The organism is Caballeronia arvi (assembly GCF_001544695.2).
GTDB lineage: Bacteria > Pseudomonadota > Gammaproteobacteria > Burkholderiales > Burkholderiaceae > Caballeronia > Caballeronia arvi.
Window position 1 is genome coordinate 18,742 of sequence record NZ_FCOM02000051.1, and the last position, 19,413, is coordinate 38,154.

Annotated in this window: 17 protein-coding genes; 8 read left to right on the forward strand and 9 right to left on the reverse strand. The window is 62.1% G+C overall.

Features of this window, described 5'->3' with window-relative positions:
- Positions 1-224: 224 nt before the first annotated feature.
- The 3 genes from AWB74_RS34265 to AWB74_RS45870 all read right to left on the reverse strand — a co-directional run bounded on the left by AWB74_RS34265 (position 225) and on the right by AWB74_RS45870 (position 2,527).
- Positions 225-1,115 (reverse strand): DMT family transporter, encoded by an 891-nt coding sequence (locus tag AWB74_RS34265; RefSeq protein WP_061151091.1) that lies wholly within the window; start codon positions 1,113-1,115, stop codon positions 225-227.
- A 67-nt stretch (positions 1,116-1,182) separates the two neighbouring features.
- Entirely contained in the window at positions 1,183-2,094 is a 912-nt protein-coding gene (locus tag AWB74_RS34270) for a YihY/virulence factor BrkB family protein (protein WP_061151056.1), read from the reverse strand.
- Positions 2,095-2,191: 97 nt separating this feature from the next.
- Positions 2,192-2,527: a hypothetical protein gene (locus AWB74_RS45870; protein ID WP_143749367.1), complete on the reverse strand. Its 336-nt coding sequence runs from the start codon at positions 2,525-2,527 to the stop codon at positions 2,192-2,194.
- Here AWB74_RS45870 and AWB74_RS34280 point away from each other — a divergent pair.
- The gene (locus AWB74_RS34280; protein WP_200822075.1) at positions 2,526-4,004 is read left to right on the forward strand and encodes an NCS1 family nucleobase:cation symporter-1; all 1,479 of its coding nucleotides are present in this window, start codon (positions 2,526-2,528) and stop codon (positions 4,002-4,004) included. The genes AWB74_RS45870 and AWB74_RS34280 overlap by 2 nt on opposite strands.
- A gap of 6 nt (positions 4,005-4,010) precedes the next feature.
- Here the strand turns inward: AWB74_RS34280 and AWB74_RS34285 are convergent, their stop codons facing one another.
- From AWB74_RS34285 to AWB74_RS34295, 3 genes are all read right to left on the reverse strand, one after another.
- A complete protein-coding gene (locus tag AWB74_RS34285) occupies positions 4,011-4,331 on the reverse strand; it encodes a hypothetical protein (RefSeq protein WP_061151058.1) in 321 nt (106 codons plus the stop codon).
- 114 nt (positions 4,332-4,445) lie between these two features.
- Positions 4,446-5,084, reverse strand: coding sequence for a hypothetical protein (locus AWB74_RS46570; protein WP_061151059.1), 639 nt, complete (start codon positions 5,082-5,084; stop codon positions 4,446-4,448).
- Positions 5,085-5,118: 34 nt separating this feature from the next.
- Positions 5,119-5,553 carry a diacylglycerol kinase gene (locus AWB74_RS34295; protein ID WP_061151093.1) on the reverse strand — a complete coding sequence of 145 codons (435 nt, stop codon included), beginning with the start codon at positions 5,551-5,553 and terminating at the stop codon, positions 5,119-5,121.
- Positions 5,554-5,761: 208 nt separating this feature from the next.
- Between AWB74_RS34295 and AWB74_RS34300 the strand changes: the two genes are divergently transcribed.
- The 7 genes from AWB74_RS34300 (at position 5,762) to AWB74_RS34325 (ending at position 14,055) form a co-directional block, all read left to right on the forward strand.
- A complete protein-coding gene (locus AWB74_RS34300; RefSeq protein WP_061151094.1) occupies positions 5,762-6,031 on the forward strand; it encodes a hypothetical protein in 270 nt (89 codons plus the stop codon).
- Between the two features lie 136 nt (positions 6,032-6,167).
- Positions 6,168-7,163, forward strand: a complete 996-nt coding sequence (gene tehA / locus AWB74_RS34305) for a dicarboxylate transporter/tellurite-resistance protein TehA (RefSeq protein ID WP_061151060.1) — start codon at positions 6,168-6,170, stop codon at positions 7,161-7,163.
- Between the two features lie 283 nt (positions 7,164-7,446).
- Positions 7,447-10,977, forward strand: a complete 3,531-nt coding sequence (locus AWB74_RS34310) for a type VI secretion system Vgr family protein (protein WP_143749368.1) — start codon at positions 7,447-7,449, stop codon at positions 10,975-10,977.
- A complete protein-coding gene (locus tag AWB74_RS45880) occupies positions 10,967-11,338 on the forward strand; it encodes a hypothetical protein (RefSeq protein WP_143749369.1) in 372 nt (123 codons plus the stop codon). The genes AWB74_RS34310 and AWB74_RS45880 overlap by 11 nt, the downstream gene beginning before the upstream one ends.
- A 28-nt stretch (positions 11,339-11,366) precedes the next feature.
- On the forward strand, positions 11,367-12,317 hold the full coding sequence (locus AWB74_RS34315; RefSeq protein WP_143749370.1) for a hypothetical protein: 951 nt from the start codon (positions 11,367-11,369) through the stop codon (positions 12,315-12,317).
- Between the two features lie 62 nt (positions 12,318-12,379).
- Positions 12,380-12,640 (forward strand): PAAR domain-containing protein, encoded by a 261-nt coding sequence (locus AWB74_RS34320; RefSeq protein WP_061151063.1) that lies wholly within the window; start codon positions 12,380-12,382, stop codon positions 12,638-12,640.
- Positions 12,637-14,055, forward strand: coding sequence for a hypothetical protein (locus tag AWB74_RS34325; RefSeq protein WP_061151064.1), 1,419 nt, complete (start codon positions 12,637-12,639; stop codon positions 14,053-14,055). The genes AWB74_RS34320 and AWB74_RS34325 overlap by 4 nt, the downstream gene beginning before the upstream one ends.
- Before the next feature lie 79 nt (positions 14,056-14,134).
- Here AWB74_RS34325 and AWB74_RS34330 read toward each other — a convergent pair whose 3' ends face one another.
- From AWB74_RS34330 to AWB74_RS34340, 3 genes are read right to left on the reverse strand one after another with little or no spacing between them, the layout of a single operon-like run.
- Positions 14,135-14,920, reverse strand: coding sequence for a 3',5'-cyclic-nucleotide phosphodiesterase (locus AWB74_RS34330; RefSeq protein ID WP_061151065.1), 786 nt, complete (start codon positions 14,918-14,920; stop codon positions 14,135-14,137).
- Positions 14,921-14,928: 8 nt separating this feature from the next.
- Entirely contained in the window at positions 14,929-17,157 is a 2,229-nt protein-coding gene (locus AWB74_RS34335) for a CHASE2 domain-containing protein (protein WP_061151066.1), read from the reverse strand.
- A complete protein-coding gene (locus tag AWB74_RS34340; protein WP_061151067.1) occupies positions 17,154-19,406 on the reverse strand; it encodes an SLC26A/SulP transporter family protein in 2,253 nt (750 codons plus the stop codon). Before AWB74_RS34340 ends, AWB74_RS34335 begins: the two co-directional genes overlap by 4 nt.
- Positions 19,407-19,413 lie beyond the last annotated feature (7 nt).

The following is a 19,413-nucleotide window of genomic DNA, read 5'->3' on the forward strand; positions in this document are numbered from 1 at the left end:
CGGATGCGTCGCCACAAGCCTTTGCACAGCGTGCTTCCCGCATCGCGGTAGGCCATTGCGGCGCCCTTAAGCAGCATTATTCGTTCCCGCCCCGATTTGATGAACCGTACATGCATCATTCTTCAGAGGAACTTGTCGCGCGTATGTGAGATGGCGCACATACGGATCGCACACAACGCGAAAGTGCGAGCGGGAGTCGCTCGGCGCGATATCGGCCGATCTGCTCAGTGGCGTTTCGACAACACGACGAGCGCGATGCCGCCGAGTATCGCGACCGAGCTGGCGACGAGCCGCGCGCTGAGCGCCTCGCCGAGCAGCAGCACGCCGCCCGCCGCCGTGATGACGGGCACGCTCAGCTGCACCGTCGCGGCGGTGGCGGGCTTCAGCCCCTTCAGGGCCGCATACCAGACCACATATCCGAGCCCCGACGTCAGCGCGCCCGATGCGGCGGCATAGGCGAACCCGAAGCGTGCATGCGCGTGCGCGAGCGCCGCCACCGCCGCCGCAAAGGGCAGCGCGCGCAGAAAATTGCCCGCCGTCGCGGCGACCGGATCGGCCTGGCCGCGGCCGCGCAGCGAGTACACGCCCCAGCCGACGCCCGCGGCGATCATCAGCGCCGACGACAGCGGATCGGGCGCGGCGAGCCCCGGCAGCACGAGCCACACGAGCCCGGCGAGCGCGAGCAGCAGGCCGAGCCACTGCATCGCCGCAAGCCGTTCGCCGATTGCGATGCCGTAGCCGATCATCGTCGCCTGCACCGCGCCGAAGAGCAGCAGCGCGCCGGTGCCGGCCGCGAGCCGCACGTAGGCGAACGAGAACGTGACCGCGTAGCCGATCAACGCGAGGGCCGAAACCCAGCTCCCGCCGCGCCGTGCGCCGTGCGGTTCACCGCCGCCTCCGCCGCGCACGAGCAGAATGACCCACAGCACGAGCGCCGCCGCCGTGATGCGCACGAGCGTGAAGCTCGCCGCGTCGATCTGCGTGCCCTTGAGCGCGAGACGGCACAACAGCGAATTGCCGGCGAAGGCGAGCATCGCGGCGACGGTCAGCATGGCGATGCGCGCGCCGTGCGAAAGCGGCGCGGACGAGACGGCGTTGGAGTCGGGCTTGGACATCGGCGCAGCGATGGACGAGGGCGCCCCACTGTAGCGCACGCGCACCGCGAAAACACGCTGCGCCGCTTCAATCCGTCGTGAAGGGCTGCGGCGGCGCATCGCCTTCCAGGCCGAAGCGCTCGAATTCGGAGATGACCTGCGCGCCAAAGAGCAGCAGCGTCGCGAGCGCTTCGAGGCTGAACAGCACGACGATCGATGTCGTCAGCGAGCCGTACACGACGCTCACCTGCGAGAGCGTCGCGAAGTACCACACGAGCACGTGCCGCGTGATTTCCCAGAGCACGGCGGCCGTCACGCTGCCGAGCAACGCGAGCCGCAGGGACGGCCTGCCGACCGGCATCACCAGATAGATCGACGTGAGCACGAAGATCTCGCCCGCGAAGCCGAGCAGATAGAGCAGGAGCCGCGACACGCCTTTCAGGGACACCTCGACACCGAGCAGATCGAGGCTGTTGGCGCCCATCGCCTGCAGTCCGTTCGACACAAGCGTGACGATCAGCATGCCGACGCCGAGAAACAGGATGTAGCAGTAAGGCAGAAGCGCCGAGAGCAAAAAATGCCGGCGGCGGATCGTGACGCGATGCACGAAGATCACCGACATCGCGTTCTCCAGCACGGTGAAGGCGAGCGACGAGAAGAAGATCATCGTGACGAGCAGGAACCAGCCGAGCACCGCGCGATGCGCGAGAAAATTCGCCAGTTCGTCCACGATCGCGCGGGCCTGGCCGGGCACGAGCCATTCGAGCAGATGCGTGAGGGTGTCGAGCAAGGCCTGCTGTCCGATGAATTTGGACAGCACGATCACGATCAGGATGAGCAGCGGAACGATCGACAGGAGCGCGTAATACGCAACCGCGCCCGCGAGCAGCAAGCCCTGGTTGGCGCGAAAAGCTTTCATCGTGCGCATCGCGAAGCCGAACGGGTGTTTCGCGACGCTTCTCACGTGCGGGCCCAGAACCGGGCCGAGAATCTTCGACATGGCACCTCCGCGGCGCGGGCGCTGCCCATCCTTTCTGAACGAGCAAATTCTGCGCCCATCGGCGCGCGCCGCACCGGATGCCTGCAAAAAAAGCGCGTCAGCCCGGTCGACGGGCCTCGCTGCGCGCGGCCGCCTGCTGCGCGGCTTCCTCGAACGCGAGGTCGAGAATGATGTCGACTTCGCGCGCGGGCAGGTCGGCGGTATCGATATTGCGCAGCCGGCAAAAGAGCGCGAGCGCCTCGGCTGCGGCGGCGAAGGCGTCGTTCAGGTCGCGGGAGTGAAGGCGTTTTTTTCTCATGATGCTCATAACGGCAACCGCACGGCCGGACTTTAATGGGCAAAAAGCGCGGTACGTGATTGTTTCACCTTCGGTTTTTGATGCACTAATCTTGATCGATAACTCGCGCCCGCCGAAGGCACTGGAGGACAACATGGCCGCATCCCACACGACCTCCGCCGCCGACGACGCGCTCGGCGCCGACGCCGAAATCGTCAACGCCGACGAGCGCCTCTACAACCACGATCTCGCCCCCGTGCCGCGCGCGAAGCGCACCTGGAACGGCTACAGCATCTTCGCGATGTGGATGTCGGACGTGCACAGCGTCGGCGGCTATACCTTCGCCGCGAGTCTCTTTCTGCTCGGCATCTCCGGCTGGCAAGTGCTGCTCGCGCTGACCATCGGCATTCTGATCGTGTATGTGCTGATGAACTGGGTCGGCAAGCCGAGCCTCAGACACGGCATTCCGTTCCCGGTGATGGCGCGCGTCTCGATGGGCGTGATGGGCGCGAATATCGCCGCGCTGATCCGCGGCGTGGTCGGCATCGTGTGGTACGGCGTGCAGACGTATTTCGCGTCGAAGGCCGTCGCGACGCTGCTGCTCCTGTTCGTGCCATCGGTTGCGGCGTGGCGCGATACGAGCTTTCTCCGGCTCGACATGCTCGGCTGGGTCAGCTTTCTGTTCATGTGGCTCTTGCAGCTCATCATCTTTCAGCGCGGCATGGAGATCATCCGCAAGTTCATCGATTTTTGCGGGCCGGCCGTGTATGTCGTGATGTTCGTGCTGATGGGCTGGATTCTCTATCGCGCGGGCCTGGGCAGCCTGAACCTCACGCTCTCGGGCAAAGTGCTGTCAGGCGACGAGCAACTGCACGCGATGATCAACGCGACTCTGCTCGTCGTGAGCTACTTCGCCGCGCTGCTGCTGAATTTCGGCGACTTTTCGCGCTTCGCGAAGAGCGAGCGGCAGATGAAGGTCGGCAATTTTCTCGGGCTGCCGTTCAATTTCGTCGCGTTCGCGATTATCACCGTGATCGTCACGGCGGGCAGCGAGAAAGTCTTCGGCACGATGATCATGGACCCGGTCGAGATCGTGTCGCGCATCGAGAACAAGGTGTGGGTGGCGATCGGCAGCATCACCTTCGTCATCGCGACGATGGGCATCAATATCGTCGCGAACTTCGTCTCGCCGGCCTACGACATCGCCAATCTCTTTCCGAAGCATGTCGACTTCAAGAAGGGCGGCCTGATCGCGTCGATACTCGCGGTGCTCGTGTGCCCGTGGATCTTCGTCGACAGTCCGAAGGCGATCACGATCTTCGTCAGCGTGTTCGGCGCCGTGCTCGCGCCGATGTACGGCGTGATGATGTCCGACTATTACCTCGTGAAGCGCCAGCAGGTGAGGACCGCCGAGCTTTACACGATGCAGCCCGGCGGACGCTTCTATTACGACGGCGGCTGGAACAAGGTCGGACTCGCGGCGTTGATCGTCGCCGGCGTCATTTCGGTCGGCTGGGAACTCTCGACGCAGATGCTCAAGCTCCTGCCGCCGAACAATCTCGGCTGGCTGATCGGCGCGGCGGCGGGTGCGCTGCTCTACGTGCTGTTCATGCGCATGGCGAACCGCAAGTAGCCGCGCTCACTTGAGCCACTTGCGCACATCCGATTCCCATTCGGGCTGGCCGCAGTTCGGCGGATTTTCCGGGCCGAGCACGGTGATGTAGCCCTTGTCCTTCATGCACGCCTCGTAGGCGCGCACCTGCGTGCATTGGCCCGGGCCGGCTTTTTTGGCGGCGGCCTTGCACGCGGACATCGAGTTGTCCATGCCGCTGAAGTCGGCGTCGCCCGTGGCGTTCCAGGGCGGCGGGTTCGCGCTCGCCGAAAATTCGACGGGCGTGCTGCACGCGGCGACCATGAGCGCGGCGGCGGCAGGAAAGCACGAGCGGAAAAGTCGATTCATCTGCTTGAACTCCTTTTTTCTTAGGGTCTTGTTGAAGGCGCGAAATCCGCCGCCTATTATTCCTCGCTGCCGTTGCGCGTGTCGCGTTTTCGTTCGAATCGATGTGATCGCAATTCAGCCGCGCCGCGCTTGCCACAACAGCCACGCCGCCGCGATGCCCATGCCGCCGAACGTCAGCGGCCCGCCCGGCCATGCATGCGTCTTGAAGATCGCGATGCCGAAGCTCGCGATCACGAGCAACAGGAGCGGCGGCCATGAACGTCCCGTCTCGCGCAATGCGACGGCGGCCGCTGCCGCGCCCACGCTCAACGCAGTCGAGCCGAGCACGGCGAGCAGCGGCAAGGCGAGCGCCGGCGCGCTGCCGACGATGGGATGCGTCCAGATCGTCTCGATCGCCATGCGCCACGCGTTGCTATCGCCGGATGCGCGCGCCGCGCCAACGAGTATGCCGACCACGACGCCGGCCGCCGTATCGAACGCGATGTAGCTCGTCGCGAACACGAACAGGGCGATGCGGCAGACCATCGGTGCGATGCCGGGCAGCCCGCGCACCAGCGCCGCGATGGCGATGGCCGCGAGCGCGAAGAGCGGAATCTGTGCGTAATGCACGGCGAGCCATACGTTGACGTCGAGCTGCATCAACTCGTGCGGATGCGGATGGAATATTTCGACGGCGGCGAGCGCGAAGAGGGCAGCGGGGATCATCACGATATCCGCCGCGGCGGGCCACGCAAGATGAAGTGAAGCGCTCATGACGCCTCCACCGAGTGCGTCGTTCAGTACCGATCTACAGATGCGCCCGCAGCCAGTGCCACGCGAGCGGGCCGCAGATGACGATCCACGTCATCGCCGCGATCACGAGCGCGATGGTCACCGCCGCGCTGCCGCAGTCCTTCGCGCGTCCGGAGAGTTCGTGACGTTCGAGCGAAATGCGGTCGATCGCCGCCTCGATGCTCGAGTTGATCAATTCGACGAGCAGCACCAGCAGCACCGACCCCGCAAGCATCACGCGTTCCGCCGCGCTCACATGCACGCATGCGGCGATGGGCAACAGCACCGCCGCGATGCAGACTTCCTGACGAAACGCGCTTTCCTCGCGCCACGTCGCGACGAGGCCCGCCCATGAATGGCGCAGCGCGAAGACGCCTCGCAAGAGGCCGCGGCGCTTGGCGTGCGTATCGTTCGAAGACGTCCGCGAAGGACTCGATGTGGACCGGTTCATGTCGACCATGTTACCGCTCCGGCCGGCGCGCAACGCATGCTTCCACTCGAAAACGTTTGCCGGTCGGAAGAACACGTAAAGCGTGCAAATGGCCTTGTCACGCTAATCGGCGCGCCGTCATACTGGCACGCAAACGATGAGGCACGAGCGTTCGAATCGCGCGTTCGCGCACATCGACAACTACAAGAGAGAACCCGGGGAATCAACCATGAAGTCACGCTTTACCGCCGTTCACCTGCGTCCTGTCGAGCTTGCCGATCCGCATCTCGCGCATCTGTACATGGAGTGCGTCGATGCCGAATCGCGTCTGTCGGGCGCGAGCAAGCTCGCGGCGGCGGCCGTGTTCGAAGCGCGCGAAAAAGTGCTCGCTGATCTATGGACGCGTCTCGATGCGCTCGACCCAAGGCTTGGCCGTGAGCTGAAGCTGGCGGTGCGCGACTGGCACGACATCGCGGTGAAGCTGCGCGGCGGCGAGTGAAATTGCAGGAAATGAGACGCCCGAGCAGCCGAACGAGACGCTGCGGCATTCGCGCGCGAGGCTGTCGCCACTAATCTTTCTCCAACGACGCAACGAGAGCGCACCGCGCTTTCGACGGACTTCAAGGAGAAGGGCAATGAACGGCAATAATGGTACGAACAATCGCGCGCCTATGCCGGTGGCATTCATCGGCATCGGCGTCGGATTGCTTGCGCTGGCGGGCGCATGGCGCGCGGCGGCGCATGTGTGGGCGATTCCCGATGCCGCGCCGACGCTGCTTACAGCGGTGGCGCTCGTCGTGTGGCTCGCGCTGCTCGCTGCTTACGGACGCAAGTGGCTCGTCGAGCGGGATGCCGCGATCGAAGAAATGCGTCATCCGGTGCAATCGTCGTTCGCGGCGCTCGCACCCGTTTCGACGATGCTCGCCGCGCAAGCCGTGCAGGCGTATTCACGCGAACTCGCCATCGCGCTCTTCGCAATCGGCGCAGCGAGTTCGCTCGCGCTCGGCGTCTACCTTCATGGACGCTTCTGGCAAGGCGGCCGCAAGCCCGAACTGACCACGCCCGCCGTCTATCTGCCGACGGTCGCGCCGAGCTTCGTCGCGGGCACGGCGGCGGCGGGTCTCGGCTTCACGCAGATCGGCATGCTGTTCTTCGGCGCGGGCGTGTTCTCGTGGCTCGCGATCGAATCGATCGTGCTGCATCGCGCGGCCGTGCATGAGACGCTGCCCGACGCGCTGCGCCCGAGTCTCGGTATTCAACTCGCGCCGCCGGTCGTCGGAGGCGTGTCGTATCTCGCGATCACGCACGGCGTGCCGGATATCTTCGCTTACATGCTGCTCGGCTATGGCCTCTATCAGGCAATGATGCTTGCGCGTCTCGTGCCGTGGATGCGTCAGCGTGCGTTCACGCCTTCATACTGGGCGTTCAGCTTCGGCGCAGCCGCATTGCCGACGATGGCAATCCGGATGCTCGAGCGCGGGGCGACGGGGCCGATGGAGTGGATCGCACCGGTGGCGTTCGTCGTGGCGAATGGGGTGATCGGGGGTTTGATCGTGGGTACGGTGAGGGCGATGGCGGGCGGGCAGGTGATGCCGGCGGTCAAAGACGTCGATCCGAAACATGCCGCATAGCAAGAATATCAAACACCTTGAAGAGCCGCCTTGGCCTTTTCGAATGCGCGTTCAAGAACGGATGTTTCAACGGCTGGTCAAGAGAGTCCGATCCTTTATAACTGCCTTTAGGCAGTTAATTCGGCACGAGAGTTTTGTCCCCTTTCTCTTGAAATAATAATGCGCTAGGATTCCTCGCGCCGAAACGGGCAGTTTTCGGTCTTTATCCGCGCACACAGTTCTTCCAAAGGACATCGTCTGATTGCGCGATTTAGCAATCCTACCTATTCATGCGGAAGCGTCAGTGAACCGAAGAAATGATTATCTAGCCGAACGCGAGAAATATTTCCGCGGAAAGCATCAGCACTATTTTCTTGATATGCCGCAAGCGGCAAGCTCGGCGCTTGCGGACATATTCGAACTCGAAGGTGTCGAGGCGATCGGTGAACCAACGCATTACCGAATTCGCTTCACGCATCCGTCGCACGCGCTTAAGCGTGAGGAATACATTGGAAAAATGGCGTCGTTCGTAACGCGTATCCCGTCCGTCACGCAATACGGAATCGTGAAGAGCGAGCCGGAGCGCCGCGTTCAGGGCGTCGTGAGGTCGTTCTCGTGGGTGGGAAGTTCGCGGGAGGAAAGTACTTTTGAAATAGTCTTGGAATCCCGGCTCGCATTGCTCCGGAACACGCCGAAAGTCCGATTCTTTTTCGACATGACTTTCCCCGAAGTCATGACGCAAGTCCTCAAGGAAAACGGCTTCGACCAGTTGCAAGCCGACTTTAAATTCCTGCCGTTCTATTACGAATATCGCAAAAGGCCGATCATCACACAATGGCAAGAAGACGACCTGACGTTTATTCAGCGCCTATGCCGCCGCGCGGGAATCTGGTTCGTTTGCGAAGCAGGCGAGCATTGCGAAATCATCGTTTTCGGCGATGACCTCACGCACTATTTGCGCGATGACGGTTACAACATGCCGTATCGCCCTGAGAGCGGGATGAACGATGTTGGCGTCGAATCCGTTGATGCATTGACGATGCGCGCGATCAGCGTTCCAACGAGCTTTGCGGTGCGCAGCTACACGCAAGACAACGGTTACGAGCCGCTCGACGCGACAGCGACCATTCATCAAGACCCTACGACGTACGGGGAAACATACACGTACGGCACGCCGTTCCAGACGAAAAAAGACTTGGAAGACGAGGTTCGCGTTCGACAACAAGAAGCGCTCTGTGATCAGGTGCGCTACGAAGGCGAGACGAACAAAGTCCACATCGGCCCGCGCTGTGTCATGCAGTTGACGAACCGCGAGTTACCCGACGCGCCGCACGGACTCTTGATTACCCGTACGAAAGTGACCGCATCGCGCAAGGAGCGCTACAAGCTCGAATTCACAGCGATTCCGAACGAACTGGAGCGGCCTTATCGCATGCCTCGGCTGGAGCAGACGTGGCCTCATATCGACGGGACCATCACGGGGACGATCGCTTCTCCGGGGGACTATCCTCATCCGTTCATCACGAAGTCCGGGGGCTATGTCGTGCGGGTTCATGCGGATCGTGACTCGCGCAAGCCGGGGCTGGATTCGTGCGTCATGTATCTCGCCAAGCCTTATGCCGGTAAGCATCAAACCGGCATGCACTTCGGGTTGGTGGACGGAACGCTAGTCGCGATCGCATTTTTTCAGGGCAATCCGGACTTGCCCTATATTGCCCACGCGCTGAACTCTTCTGTTCATCCCGATCCGATCAACAGCGAAGATCGCTGGCTTTCCCGTGACACGATCCACGGAAGAGCCAACAACACGATCCAGTTCGAAAATTGGCCGGGAGAGCAACACGTCAAGGTTGCCACCGAGCACGGCAAGTCTCAACTCACGCTCGGTCACGTGGTCGGAAGAAATCCGGGGCGTGAACCTCGCGGGCAAGGCTATGAGCTTAGGAGCGACATGAAAGGCGTCGTCCGCGCCGGTGATGGGCTGTTATTGACCGCCGAGGCGCAAGCAAAGGGCAGCGGAAAGATAACGGATACATCGGGCGCGGAGCAGGTCTTTGGCGTCACGCAAGACGAAGCTCATGAACTCGCTCGCGCGGCGACTGCTGCCAGGGCCGAAATCGCCGACTTGCGTAGCGAAAACCGATGGCTCAAGGATGAGCTGGCGGATGTGAAGAAGCAGGTTATTGCGCTTTCTGCGCCCGCTGGCATCGGCATGGCGACGCCTGATCGCATGATGATGGCGGCCGGTAAAGACATTTCGGTTGCCACGTCGAGCCGCTTCAACGTCAGCGCGATGAAGCATATCGCAATGGCCGCGCGTGAAAAGTTGTCGTTATTCGCCTACCAGTTCGGCATCGGTATTAGGGCTGCGCAAGGGCCGGTGCAGATCGAGGCACAGAGCGATGTCATGTCGCTGGCAGCGCAGAAGGATGTGACGGTATCGAGTGTGGATGGCGCGGTGCGTGTGCGCGCCAAGAGCGACATGACCGTCGAGTGCGGCGGCGCGTTCATCGAGATCAAAGACGGGAATATGACGCTCGGGGGACCGGGGAAGCTGACGTTCAAGTTCGCCGGGATGAAGAAAAGCAAGGCGGAGGTCACGCATTTATCAGCTCCTGCATTTGCAACAACCGTAGTGCCGTTCCAGACACGCTGCGAGACGTGGCTGAACGGCAATACGGCAGCCGAGACAGTTTCGCCTTCTGAAACTATCGTTGACTGGAAGCAGTTTGCGAACGTCGAAGCATCGCCCACCGCACCGACTTACCTTGCAACTGACGAGAAGGCTTCGGAGAATTCAAACGCGGACCCCGATTCGAAGTACGAACCCAAGCTACCGACTACACCCAAAGGGCAGACGCCGACGCCGGTCAAGCTCGAAAAACCTGTCCCCTGCGACTGGAAACTTAAGAGACTAACGAAAGAGGTTGAAACTGAAACTGAAACCGGGCAATACAAAGCGCTTGACAATAATCGCCAAGTATTGGTCGACCGAAACGGTAAGCCGACCTTCGCAGGCGCTGTGATGCCCGCAAGCTTTCAAGTCGAATATGACCCGGACGCAAAGACGGTTACTGCAACAGTTCGAGTAAAGATCATGCCCGTTGAACTTGTAAAGGCTGATCCTTTCGGAAACCAAATTCTGACTGACGGAAAGCCGGAGTCAATTCCATATCATCATGATCTCCATTGGGACGTTGTACGAGAGGGCGTAGGTCATAAGACTTCGGCCGGCTATGTCATGCAACATCGTGACCGAGTAGGAAATAGCTTTGATCTGGTGGCTCAAAAAAGCAAGGTAGAAGGTGTTCTGAATTCTCATCGGTGTCTATTAATTCTAGATGGATGTTCACGAGGAACCGCCTGCGGCTGTCGGGTGAACGTCAAATTCAAAGTGGAATTCTTATTGAGCTTGCGGGGCGCACGCGTAGATGGCGCGCATAAGGAAGTGTGGCTCTTCCCACGTTCAAACCGCGCAGACGCAGCTTGCTGGGGAGAGGAAAACGGTGAACTTAAGAATGGAATCTTTATCGCATCGCCAGAAGGAAATGTTGTCGCACATGAATGCGGTCATCTGTTTTCATTCCCGGACGAATATTGGAAGAGTCAAGGTTGGGTGCACAGAAGTTACATCGATGCAAACAAGGAATTAGATTTCGCTAAAGGCGATGCCAATGTCAGTGAACAAGTTTGGCAATTGGAATCCCTGACTAATTTGATGGGTTACGGAGCCCTGAATCAAGCTTCAATGGTTAGTCCTACTTATCTGGAATATGTGCGCAAATCGTTTTCAGAATTGAGCAACAAGAAATGGAAGATCGGATATGAAGCTTAACAAAGTGCCAAAAATTTATTTGGCCTTAACTATCTTTTTAACGTTTTTATCTAGCCCGATCAAGGAAGGATTTGCTATGTCTAACACGTCAAAACTAAATGTCGGTGGGTCTGGAGAAGGCTTCGGAATTACAAGACTTGGAGGCCATCAGCATGGCTCCAACTCTCTCGGCGTTTGGCTATCTGGCGCAATCCGACTTGGGCTGTCGGACACCGTGTCATTCGAAAACTATCACGGCGTTGGCGTCGTGGATGCAAAGCTTTCGCGCGATGAACTCATCGACGCGAAAGAGATTCATAGGCAATTATGCGCCGCTTCCATAAATGGACCTGTACACGAGGTGCCGGTTAAACGACGTTGACTGCATTGTCAACGGGAAACCAATAAGTTTGCAAGGCAAGACGTACGATCTACCTTCCGCCCTGTATTCGGTGGTTGATCGTTTCTATTTGAAGACGCGAACAAAATACGCTGAGGAAGGCTACACGATCGCCAAACTTGACGCCAACGTAGAAAAGATCGAGCGACAAAACAAGCGAGTGCTGATCGCTGTTAGGTTCTCAAATAATGGCCGTTATCCGATAGTGCTTCCGCGACCAGATCGTTGGGACGCTCGAACCGGCGACAGACTTGAAATTGCCGCTCAGAATGTAAGCACTAAGGAGACGTGGAACGTCGGTCTGGCCGAACTTTCCCTCGTGGGCGCGGCGGACGATTCAACGGCGTCGATTGTCATCCTCCCTAGAGAGTCAGTCTCCGTTGCATACCTGACGACTCCGACTACGAAGCTTCCTGCAGGGATTTACAAGGTTGATCTTTTGGTAGCTATCAGCGCGAGCGCGCCAGACGTAGCACCTAGCTTGGGATGGGTTGATTTTCATTCTGACTATAAAAACCCTACCAGCGTGACGTTCGACAGTGACTACCCCTCTACGCCCGAGGAATGGAAGGACTACGAGTCACGCAAGGCAAAGGAAGTGCCGCCCGTTGCGCCGGGTGCCGCGATTGTTGAGCCGGGCGCTTATCGCGAGACGTCAGCGTGGGAAAGCGGCGCCTTTCTTGTGGCGCTAAAGCAAGGCACAGTCGCGCCCGCGGCCAATATCAAGTTCGCAAGGTGGCAATGGACAGCCGATCCGACGCTACCTGTCAAGGCGAATCCCGGCGAAGCGTGTCCGCGTGAAGGTCGCTGGCTGCTGTGCTCGGAAAGGCTCTATTACCCAGACGTGGAAGCGCGCGCCTACTCGCAGCATGAACGACGCATGCGCGTGGGCGAGCCTTTTCCTGCGATCTCCGTAACCGGCGTATCGGATGACAAGCTGTACTGGGCTTGGCAAGGCTAAAGCAGCATAAGGCCGGGGCGTCCTGCCCCGGTTCCACTCATCGAATCTGAGAGACACCACAAATGACGCAGCCCGTAATACTGGGAGACCCAACCACGCATGGCGGCGTTGTCAAGACCGCCAGCAGCACATTCGAACTGGAAGATGGCCGAAACGTTGCGCTCATCCACGACATCGTGTCGTGCCCTCTACACGGCGACAATCCGATCATCGAGTCGGGTGCGGGTTACGAAGAAGACGGGCGTAATTGGGTCGTTCACGGCTGTAAAAGCCAGTGCGGGAGCATCGTCGGGGCAACAACAGAGGCGTTTGAAATCGAATGACCCGATCATGGAAGATTCCCACCGTTCCCGAACTGAAGGCGGAAGAGCCGCCAACGATATGGGTTCCGGTTATCGCACTGTTCATCATTCTCGCCGCCGGAATCATCGTTACGATCCTGACCTGGAAACAGGGCGTATCCATTATCTCGGCAGAGTTCTTCGCGCGTGCGCTGCTAATCCCCGTGCTCATCTGGGGCGCGCTATGCGCGCTCTATTACCACCCTTTCGAAGACTGGTCAGAGAAGACCACATTCTGGAATTGGCGCTGCAAAGGGAACTACGCGCGATGGCGCTACTGGACTCAGTGGCATGTCGCGATCATTGACAGCGCGGTCGTAACACCCGAAGTCGATTTAGCCGAGCGAATGCTCGGACTGGAGGGAGATCCACCGAATAACACGGGAAAGTCTGTGCCGCTGCAACCGGGCTTGGCAGACAACGCGGAGAGAGTCTTGGAGAAGTTGATCGCGCCTCTCGCGAAACATGTAAAGCGGATCGACGGCACGGAGCGCTTACGGCTCATCTTGCAAGCGCGCGACGATGCGCTGATCGTGCCGCTGATGAGCGCATTCACAAAGCTCGGATTCGGCAAGGTGTCACCGTCAGCCATCTCGCGTATCGACCCGGGCAAAGAGGCTTCACTCGTTGCGGAATGGCTCAAGCCGGAAGAGCCGTATTACGGATACGGACAACGCGAGCGCGCTTTCGATGCCTGTTTGCTCGTCGCCGCTCAGTTCAATCAGGAAGGCGTCGAACCGGACTGCACGGAGGCTGCTGTCGCGCTGTTCATTACTTCGGCGAGCGTCGCCGCCAAGTACAAGTTCGAACCGCAAGCGAAGCTGTTTCGTCCCGCTGTCGCCGCCCCCGCCAAAGTATCCGAGCGGCTACATGCGATGCAGACTGCCGCGCCCACGCCACTGGAACACTTCAAGCATATTTGGCATAGCAGCTTGCCGAAGCTCGCACGGCATAACACGGTGGCGGCTATCGAGGCGAACGAAAAGAAACTGATCGCGCACGATCTTGACCAAGCAATAGGCAAACCCGGTCCCGCAAGCCCGTGGTTACTCCAGGCTTTGGCCGCGCGAATGGTGACGTTCGGACAAGGGCCGCAATTGATCGCCGTTCCGGATGAGCAAGGCGTCATGCTCAATTTTGTCGCGTCAAACCTCTCGCACGTCCCCGACGTTCCAGACAATCCGCCATTAGCATTCGGCTCTTTTTCGCTCGCGTGCCTCTTAGCGTGCCTAGGTGGGCTGATGATGTTGCTAATCGCATCAGAAAAGGTCGGACCAGTTTGGTTTTGGACGATTCTTGGCGTTACGTTAATGCTGATTGTCGTAGGTGTCCCGGCGGGCTCGATTCTGAAATGCCGCCGTGTCGATGATGAATTCTGGTCCAACGCCCGGAGATAAGATACAAGAATGAACAAAGATCATTGTCGCAACACGAGCGAAGCGTCGGAGATGAAGGAAGGGCGGTTTCAACAAGCTGCTAAACCTCCAAAACCTCTCCGCCCCGCAACGCCCGCAACGGAACACCCGGCAACGCGGCGCGCAATTCCTCCAGAATCTGCGCGCCGTGCGGCGGTTTCAGATGCGAAATCAGCAACTCCGCCTTCAACTCGATCCCGCGCAAATCCTCCGCGATGAGCCGAGGACAATAATGATGCGCCGCGTGCGCCGTCACGATCTGCGCATCGGGAAACGCCGTCTCGACGATCACATGCCGCAACCCCGGCAACGCACACACCAAGGCCCAGAATTCCGGATTCGTCGTGGTATCGCCGCTGAAAGCGAGGCACGCATCGCCGCTCGAAACCGCGAAGCCCATCGACGGCACCGCATGCTGCGCGGGCAATGCCGTCACGGTGCGCCCGTTCAGCGTCCAGGACTCCCCGACCTCCAGCGCTTCGAAGCGCACGCCCGGCGCCTCGGGCGATGGAATCCGCGTGAAGTCCGGCCAGATCAGATTGTTGAAAATATGCGCCTGCAGGATATCGAGCGTCGCGCGGCTCGCGTGAACGGTCAGCGGCGCGCCGCGCGCATCGCCGACGGCATCGATCATCAGCGGCAGATACGCAATGTGATCGAGATGCGAATGCGTGAGAAACACATGATCGATACGCGCGAGCGCATCATCGTCGAGCACGGCGACACCCGTGCCGGCATCGATGAGGATGTCGTCATCGACGAGCAGCGCGGTCGTGCCGCCCGGATCGCCCGCGGCATCCGCGCTGCTGCCGATTGCGCCGCTACAGCCCAGTACGCGAACGTTCATGGTGGAGCTCACTTGACATCGAATGCACTCACGCAGTCCCAGTCCTCGGGGAGCTCGACGCCGTGCAGCGCGTCGATACGCCTGCGATAAAGCGCGTACACCTGCCGCTCAGGATACTGCGCCGCGAGCGTCGCGAGTAGCGTTTCCGCCTCGGCCCACTCGCGCGCGCGATAGTGCGCAAGCGCCGCGTGCCAGCGCGTGAGGGCATCGGCATGTTCGTGCGGCGGCTGCGGCTCGAACACGGCGATCGGCGCGACGCGTCCCTTCACGCGCACGCGGTCGATCTCGCGGAACACGATATCCGGCACCTGCTCGCGCGTCGCCTCGCCGACGATGATGTCGATATCGAAATGCCGCGTCAGTCCTTCGAGCCGCGCCGCGACATTCACCGCATCGCCCATCACGGTGTACGCCTTGCGCACGGACGAGCCCATGTCGCCGACCGTCATCGGCCCGGTATTGATGCCGATGCCGATCCACAAGGTCGGCCAGCCGCGCGCGGTGAGCGTGCGGTTCAGATCGACGAGCGCCGCGCGCATGCCGAGCGCCGCCGCGACCGCATGGCGCGCGTGATCCGGATCGTCGACGGGCGCGCCCCAGAAACCCATGATCGCATCGCCAATGTACTTGTCGAGCGTGCCGCGATGCGCGCGGATCACCTCGGTCATCGTGCCGAGATACTCGTTCATCAGGCGCGCAAGCGCTTCCGGTTCGAGCGTTTCCGCGATCGCCGTGAAGCCGAGCACGTCGCAGAACAAAACCGTGAGTTCGGCGCGGCGGCCCGCCATGCTGTAGTCCTCCGGACTGCGGCTCATCTCCTCGACGAGCTCCGGCGGCACGTATTGCCCGAACAGCGCGGCAAAATGGCGTTTCGCGCGCGCCTCGACGAAATAGCCGTACGACATGTTGAGCATGTAGAGCGCGAGCACGGCGAGCAGCAGCGACGCCATCGGAATCGACCAGCCGAGCCGCGCGAACGCGTAGAGATCGCCCCCGATGATCGCGGCGAACAGGATCGCGCCGAGGAGCGTCGCACGGGCGGGCGCGTGCCACGGCCAGAAGAAGATCATAGCGAGACCCGCGGCGGCGAGCGCGAGCGCCTGCAGCGCCGCAGCGAACGGCGGCCTGAAGCGGATCGTGCCGTCGAGCATGCCGCCGATCAGATTCGCGTTCACTTCGACGCCCGGATACACCTCGCCGACCGGCGTCGTGCGCTGGTCCATCAGTCCCGGCGCGGTCGTGCCGATGAGCACGACCCTGCCCGCGAGCGCGCCCGCCGGAATGCGCCGGGCGAGCACATCGGCGACGGAGTAGTACGGAAAGCTGCCCGCCGCGCCGCGATACGGCACGAGCGCGGCGCCGTTTTCATCGACGGGAATCACGCGTGTGCCGCGCGGCGTCGTCAGCGCGAGGCCGGAAAGCGGGGCGGCGGGATCGCCCGGATCGTCGAAGCGCGGGGTAACGGCGGCGTCGCCGAAGAGGGCGCGGATGACTTCGAGCGAGAGCGCGCCGTACACGCCGTCGCGGTAAGCGGTGACGAGCGGCACGCGGCGCACGGAGCCGTCGAAATCGATCACCGGGTTGAAGTAGCCCGCGCGTTGCGCCGCTTTCTGCAGCGCGGGCAGGTTGCCGCCGTAGCTCGTCCAGTCGAAGAGCGTGAAAGGATGCGTGCCGAACGCGCGCGCGTTCATGACAGGCGCGCCGATCGCGCCGCTCGACGCGTCCTGATTCGAAAAGTAATAGCCGAGCACGACGGGATGGCCCGCGAGCGCATCGGCGAAGCGCTGGTCGTAGTCGAGGCGCGGCGCAAGTCCTTCGAGCGCGCGGCGGTAAGCGGCGTTGTCGGCGAGCGCGCCGCGCGCGAGTTCGTCGAGCACGGCGAGTCCCGAACTCGCGTCGGGTTCCGCGAACACCATGTCGAAGCCGAGCACCGCGACGTGCTCGCGCGCAAACAGCGCGTTCACCAGTTCCGCCATGCGCGCGCGATCCCACGGCCAGCGGCCCAGCTCCGCGAGGCTTTTCTCGTCGATGTCGAGTATCGCGACGCGCTTGTCCGTCGTGCGCGGCATGAAGAGGCGCACCTTGGCGTCGTAGATCATCGCGTCGAGCGAATCGGCGAAACGGATGTCGTAGCGCCCGAGCGCGTGCCCCGCGAGCGCGACGACGATCGCGAGCCCCAGCGCCCAGCGCAGCCCCGAGCGTTTCAGCGCGAACGCGAAGGGCGCGCGCGCGCTCATTGCGCGGCCCGGATCTGTTCGTTCGCGACGACGAGCCGCGCGGCCAGCACCCGCGCGACGAACTTGTGCATGCGCGCGGCGAGCGCGGGATCGTCGCTTTCGAGGCGCCTGAGCGTCGACAAGGCCAGGCGCAGCACGACGGTCGGCTCGTCGACGACGACATCGGCGCTGCGCCGCGCGCCGGTGTACACGGCCATCTCGCCGACGATCGTGCCCGCGCCGAAACTGCGCAAGCGCAACGTGCGGCCTTCACCGGCCGACAGCGCCACCGTCACGCGCCCCGTTTCCACGAAATAGATCGAATCGCCCGGATCGGCCTGGCGGAACACGTAGTCGCCGGGCGCGAGCGCGAGCTCGTCGAGATGCGGACGCAGCGCATCGAGCGTGTCGGGCAGCGTCGATGCAAAACCGCCTGCGCCCGTCGTGCGTGACGGGTCTGCGGCGCGCAAAATCTGCGTTTCGATCCATTCGAGGCCGCTGTCGAGATCGGCGAATTCGCGCGTGTCGGCGATGCCCTTGGCGAACCACGCCTTCAACGCGGGCGAGAGACCGGTCAGCACGAGTTGCGCGTTCACGCGCGCGCACGTCTGCCGCAGCCGCGCGAAGCTCGCGGCGCTCGATGCATCGACGCCATGCACGCGTGCGAAATCGACCAGCACGTAACGCACACCGGGAAGCACACCGGAATGCACACCAGCCGCGTCGCCGGGCGCTTCGATGCGCGCGCGGATATGCGTGAGGATCGAATACGCGGTGCCGAAGAACAGAAAGCCCTGCAAGGCGACGCCGTAGAGCGCGCGCGCCTGCGCATCGAGCACGCGGCTTTCGTCGACGGTGCGTTCGACGTTCGAGCGCCGCCCGCGCCCGTCGAATTCGAGCCGGAAGCAGTTCACGCGGCCATAGCGCACGACGAACAGCAGGCACGCGGCGACCACGCCGAGCAGCACGCCCGCGACGATGCCATATACGGCGATGATCGCCATGATCGCGGGGATCAGCAGATAGTCGTGCCACGGCAGGCGTCCGAACGAATGGATGAGCCATTCGTTCAGCATCGCCGCACCGATGAAAATCTGCAGTCCGACGAGCACGGGTTTGGGCAACAACGTCATCAGACTCGGAAAGCCCGCGACCACGACGAGGCAAAAGAGCGCCGCGAGCACGCCCGCGCGCCGGTCTCTGACGCCCAGACGCCAGTTCATCATCGTGCGCGTCATCGATTGCGCGCCGACGAGCCCGCCCGCGAGCCCGGTCAGCACGTTCGCGATGCCGGCCGCGCGCATCTCGCGATTGAAATCGACATCCCGCGAAACGGTCACGCCGATGCTCGTCGTGTTGAGCAGCACGGTCATCGCCGAGACGGCGGCCACCGCGAGTATCTCGGGCGCGCGCGAGACGAGCGTGTGCAGCCACGCGTCGTGCAGCAGCGCAATCGGCAGGCGCATGCCGCTGACCGGCTCGTAGGGAAAGAGCAGGCCCATGTGGCGCGCGTCTTCGAGACTCCTGCCCGACGCGTGCAGGCCGACGTAGAAGATCGCGATGCCGAGCGCCATCATCGTCGGCAGGACGATCACATAGCGCGACAGCGGCGTGATGCGCGTGAGCACGAGCAGCCCGATGCCCACGATGAGCGCCGGCGCGGTCGCGAGCCACGGCAGCGCCATCAGGATGCGCGGCGTCGCGGCGCCGACCGGCGCATCGGTGAGCACGCGCAGCGCGCCTTCGAGCAGCAGCAGGCCCGTGCCCGCGAGAAAGCCGCCGATCACCGGAAACGGGATGTACTGGATCGCGTTGCCGCGCTTCCAGTGCGCGAGGGCGAAGAGCAGCACGCCCGTCGTGAGCGAGGACGCCGCGATCAGCATGAGGACGGTGGCGAGCACGGCTTCGTCGTCGCCACCCGCTGCGTGGACTGTCAGCGCGATCGACGCGGCGAGGCCCGCGAGCAGTGCCGTCGCGTTCGAATCGGGGCCGGCGATCATGAAGGGCAACGAGCTCGTCAGCGCGATCACGAGCGAGACGATCACGCAGCTCAGGAGCGCGGTCGGCATGCCGGCGGCGATCCACGGCGTGAGTCCGGCGGAGAAGATCATCGCTCCGTAGCTCGCGGCGTAGGCGAGCGCGAGCAGCGCGGTGAGCACGGCGGCGAGCGTATCGAGACAGAAGGATGCAGCGGCCTCCCGGACACAAGAGGCGCCATCATCACGCGAGGCGTGCGGGTGGTTCGTGCCGTGGCTCGTGTGCGCGCGCATCGCCGCT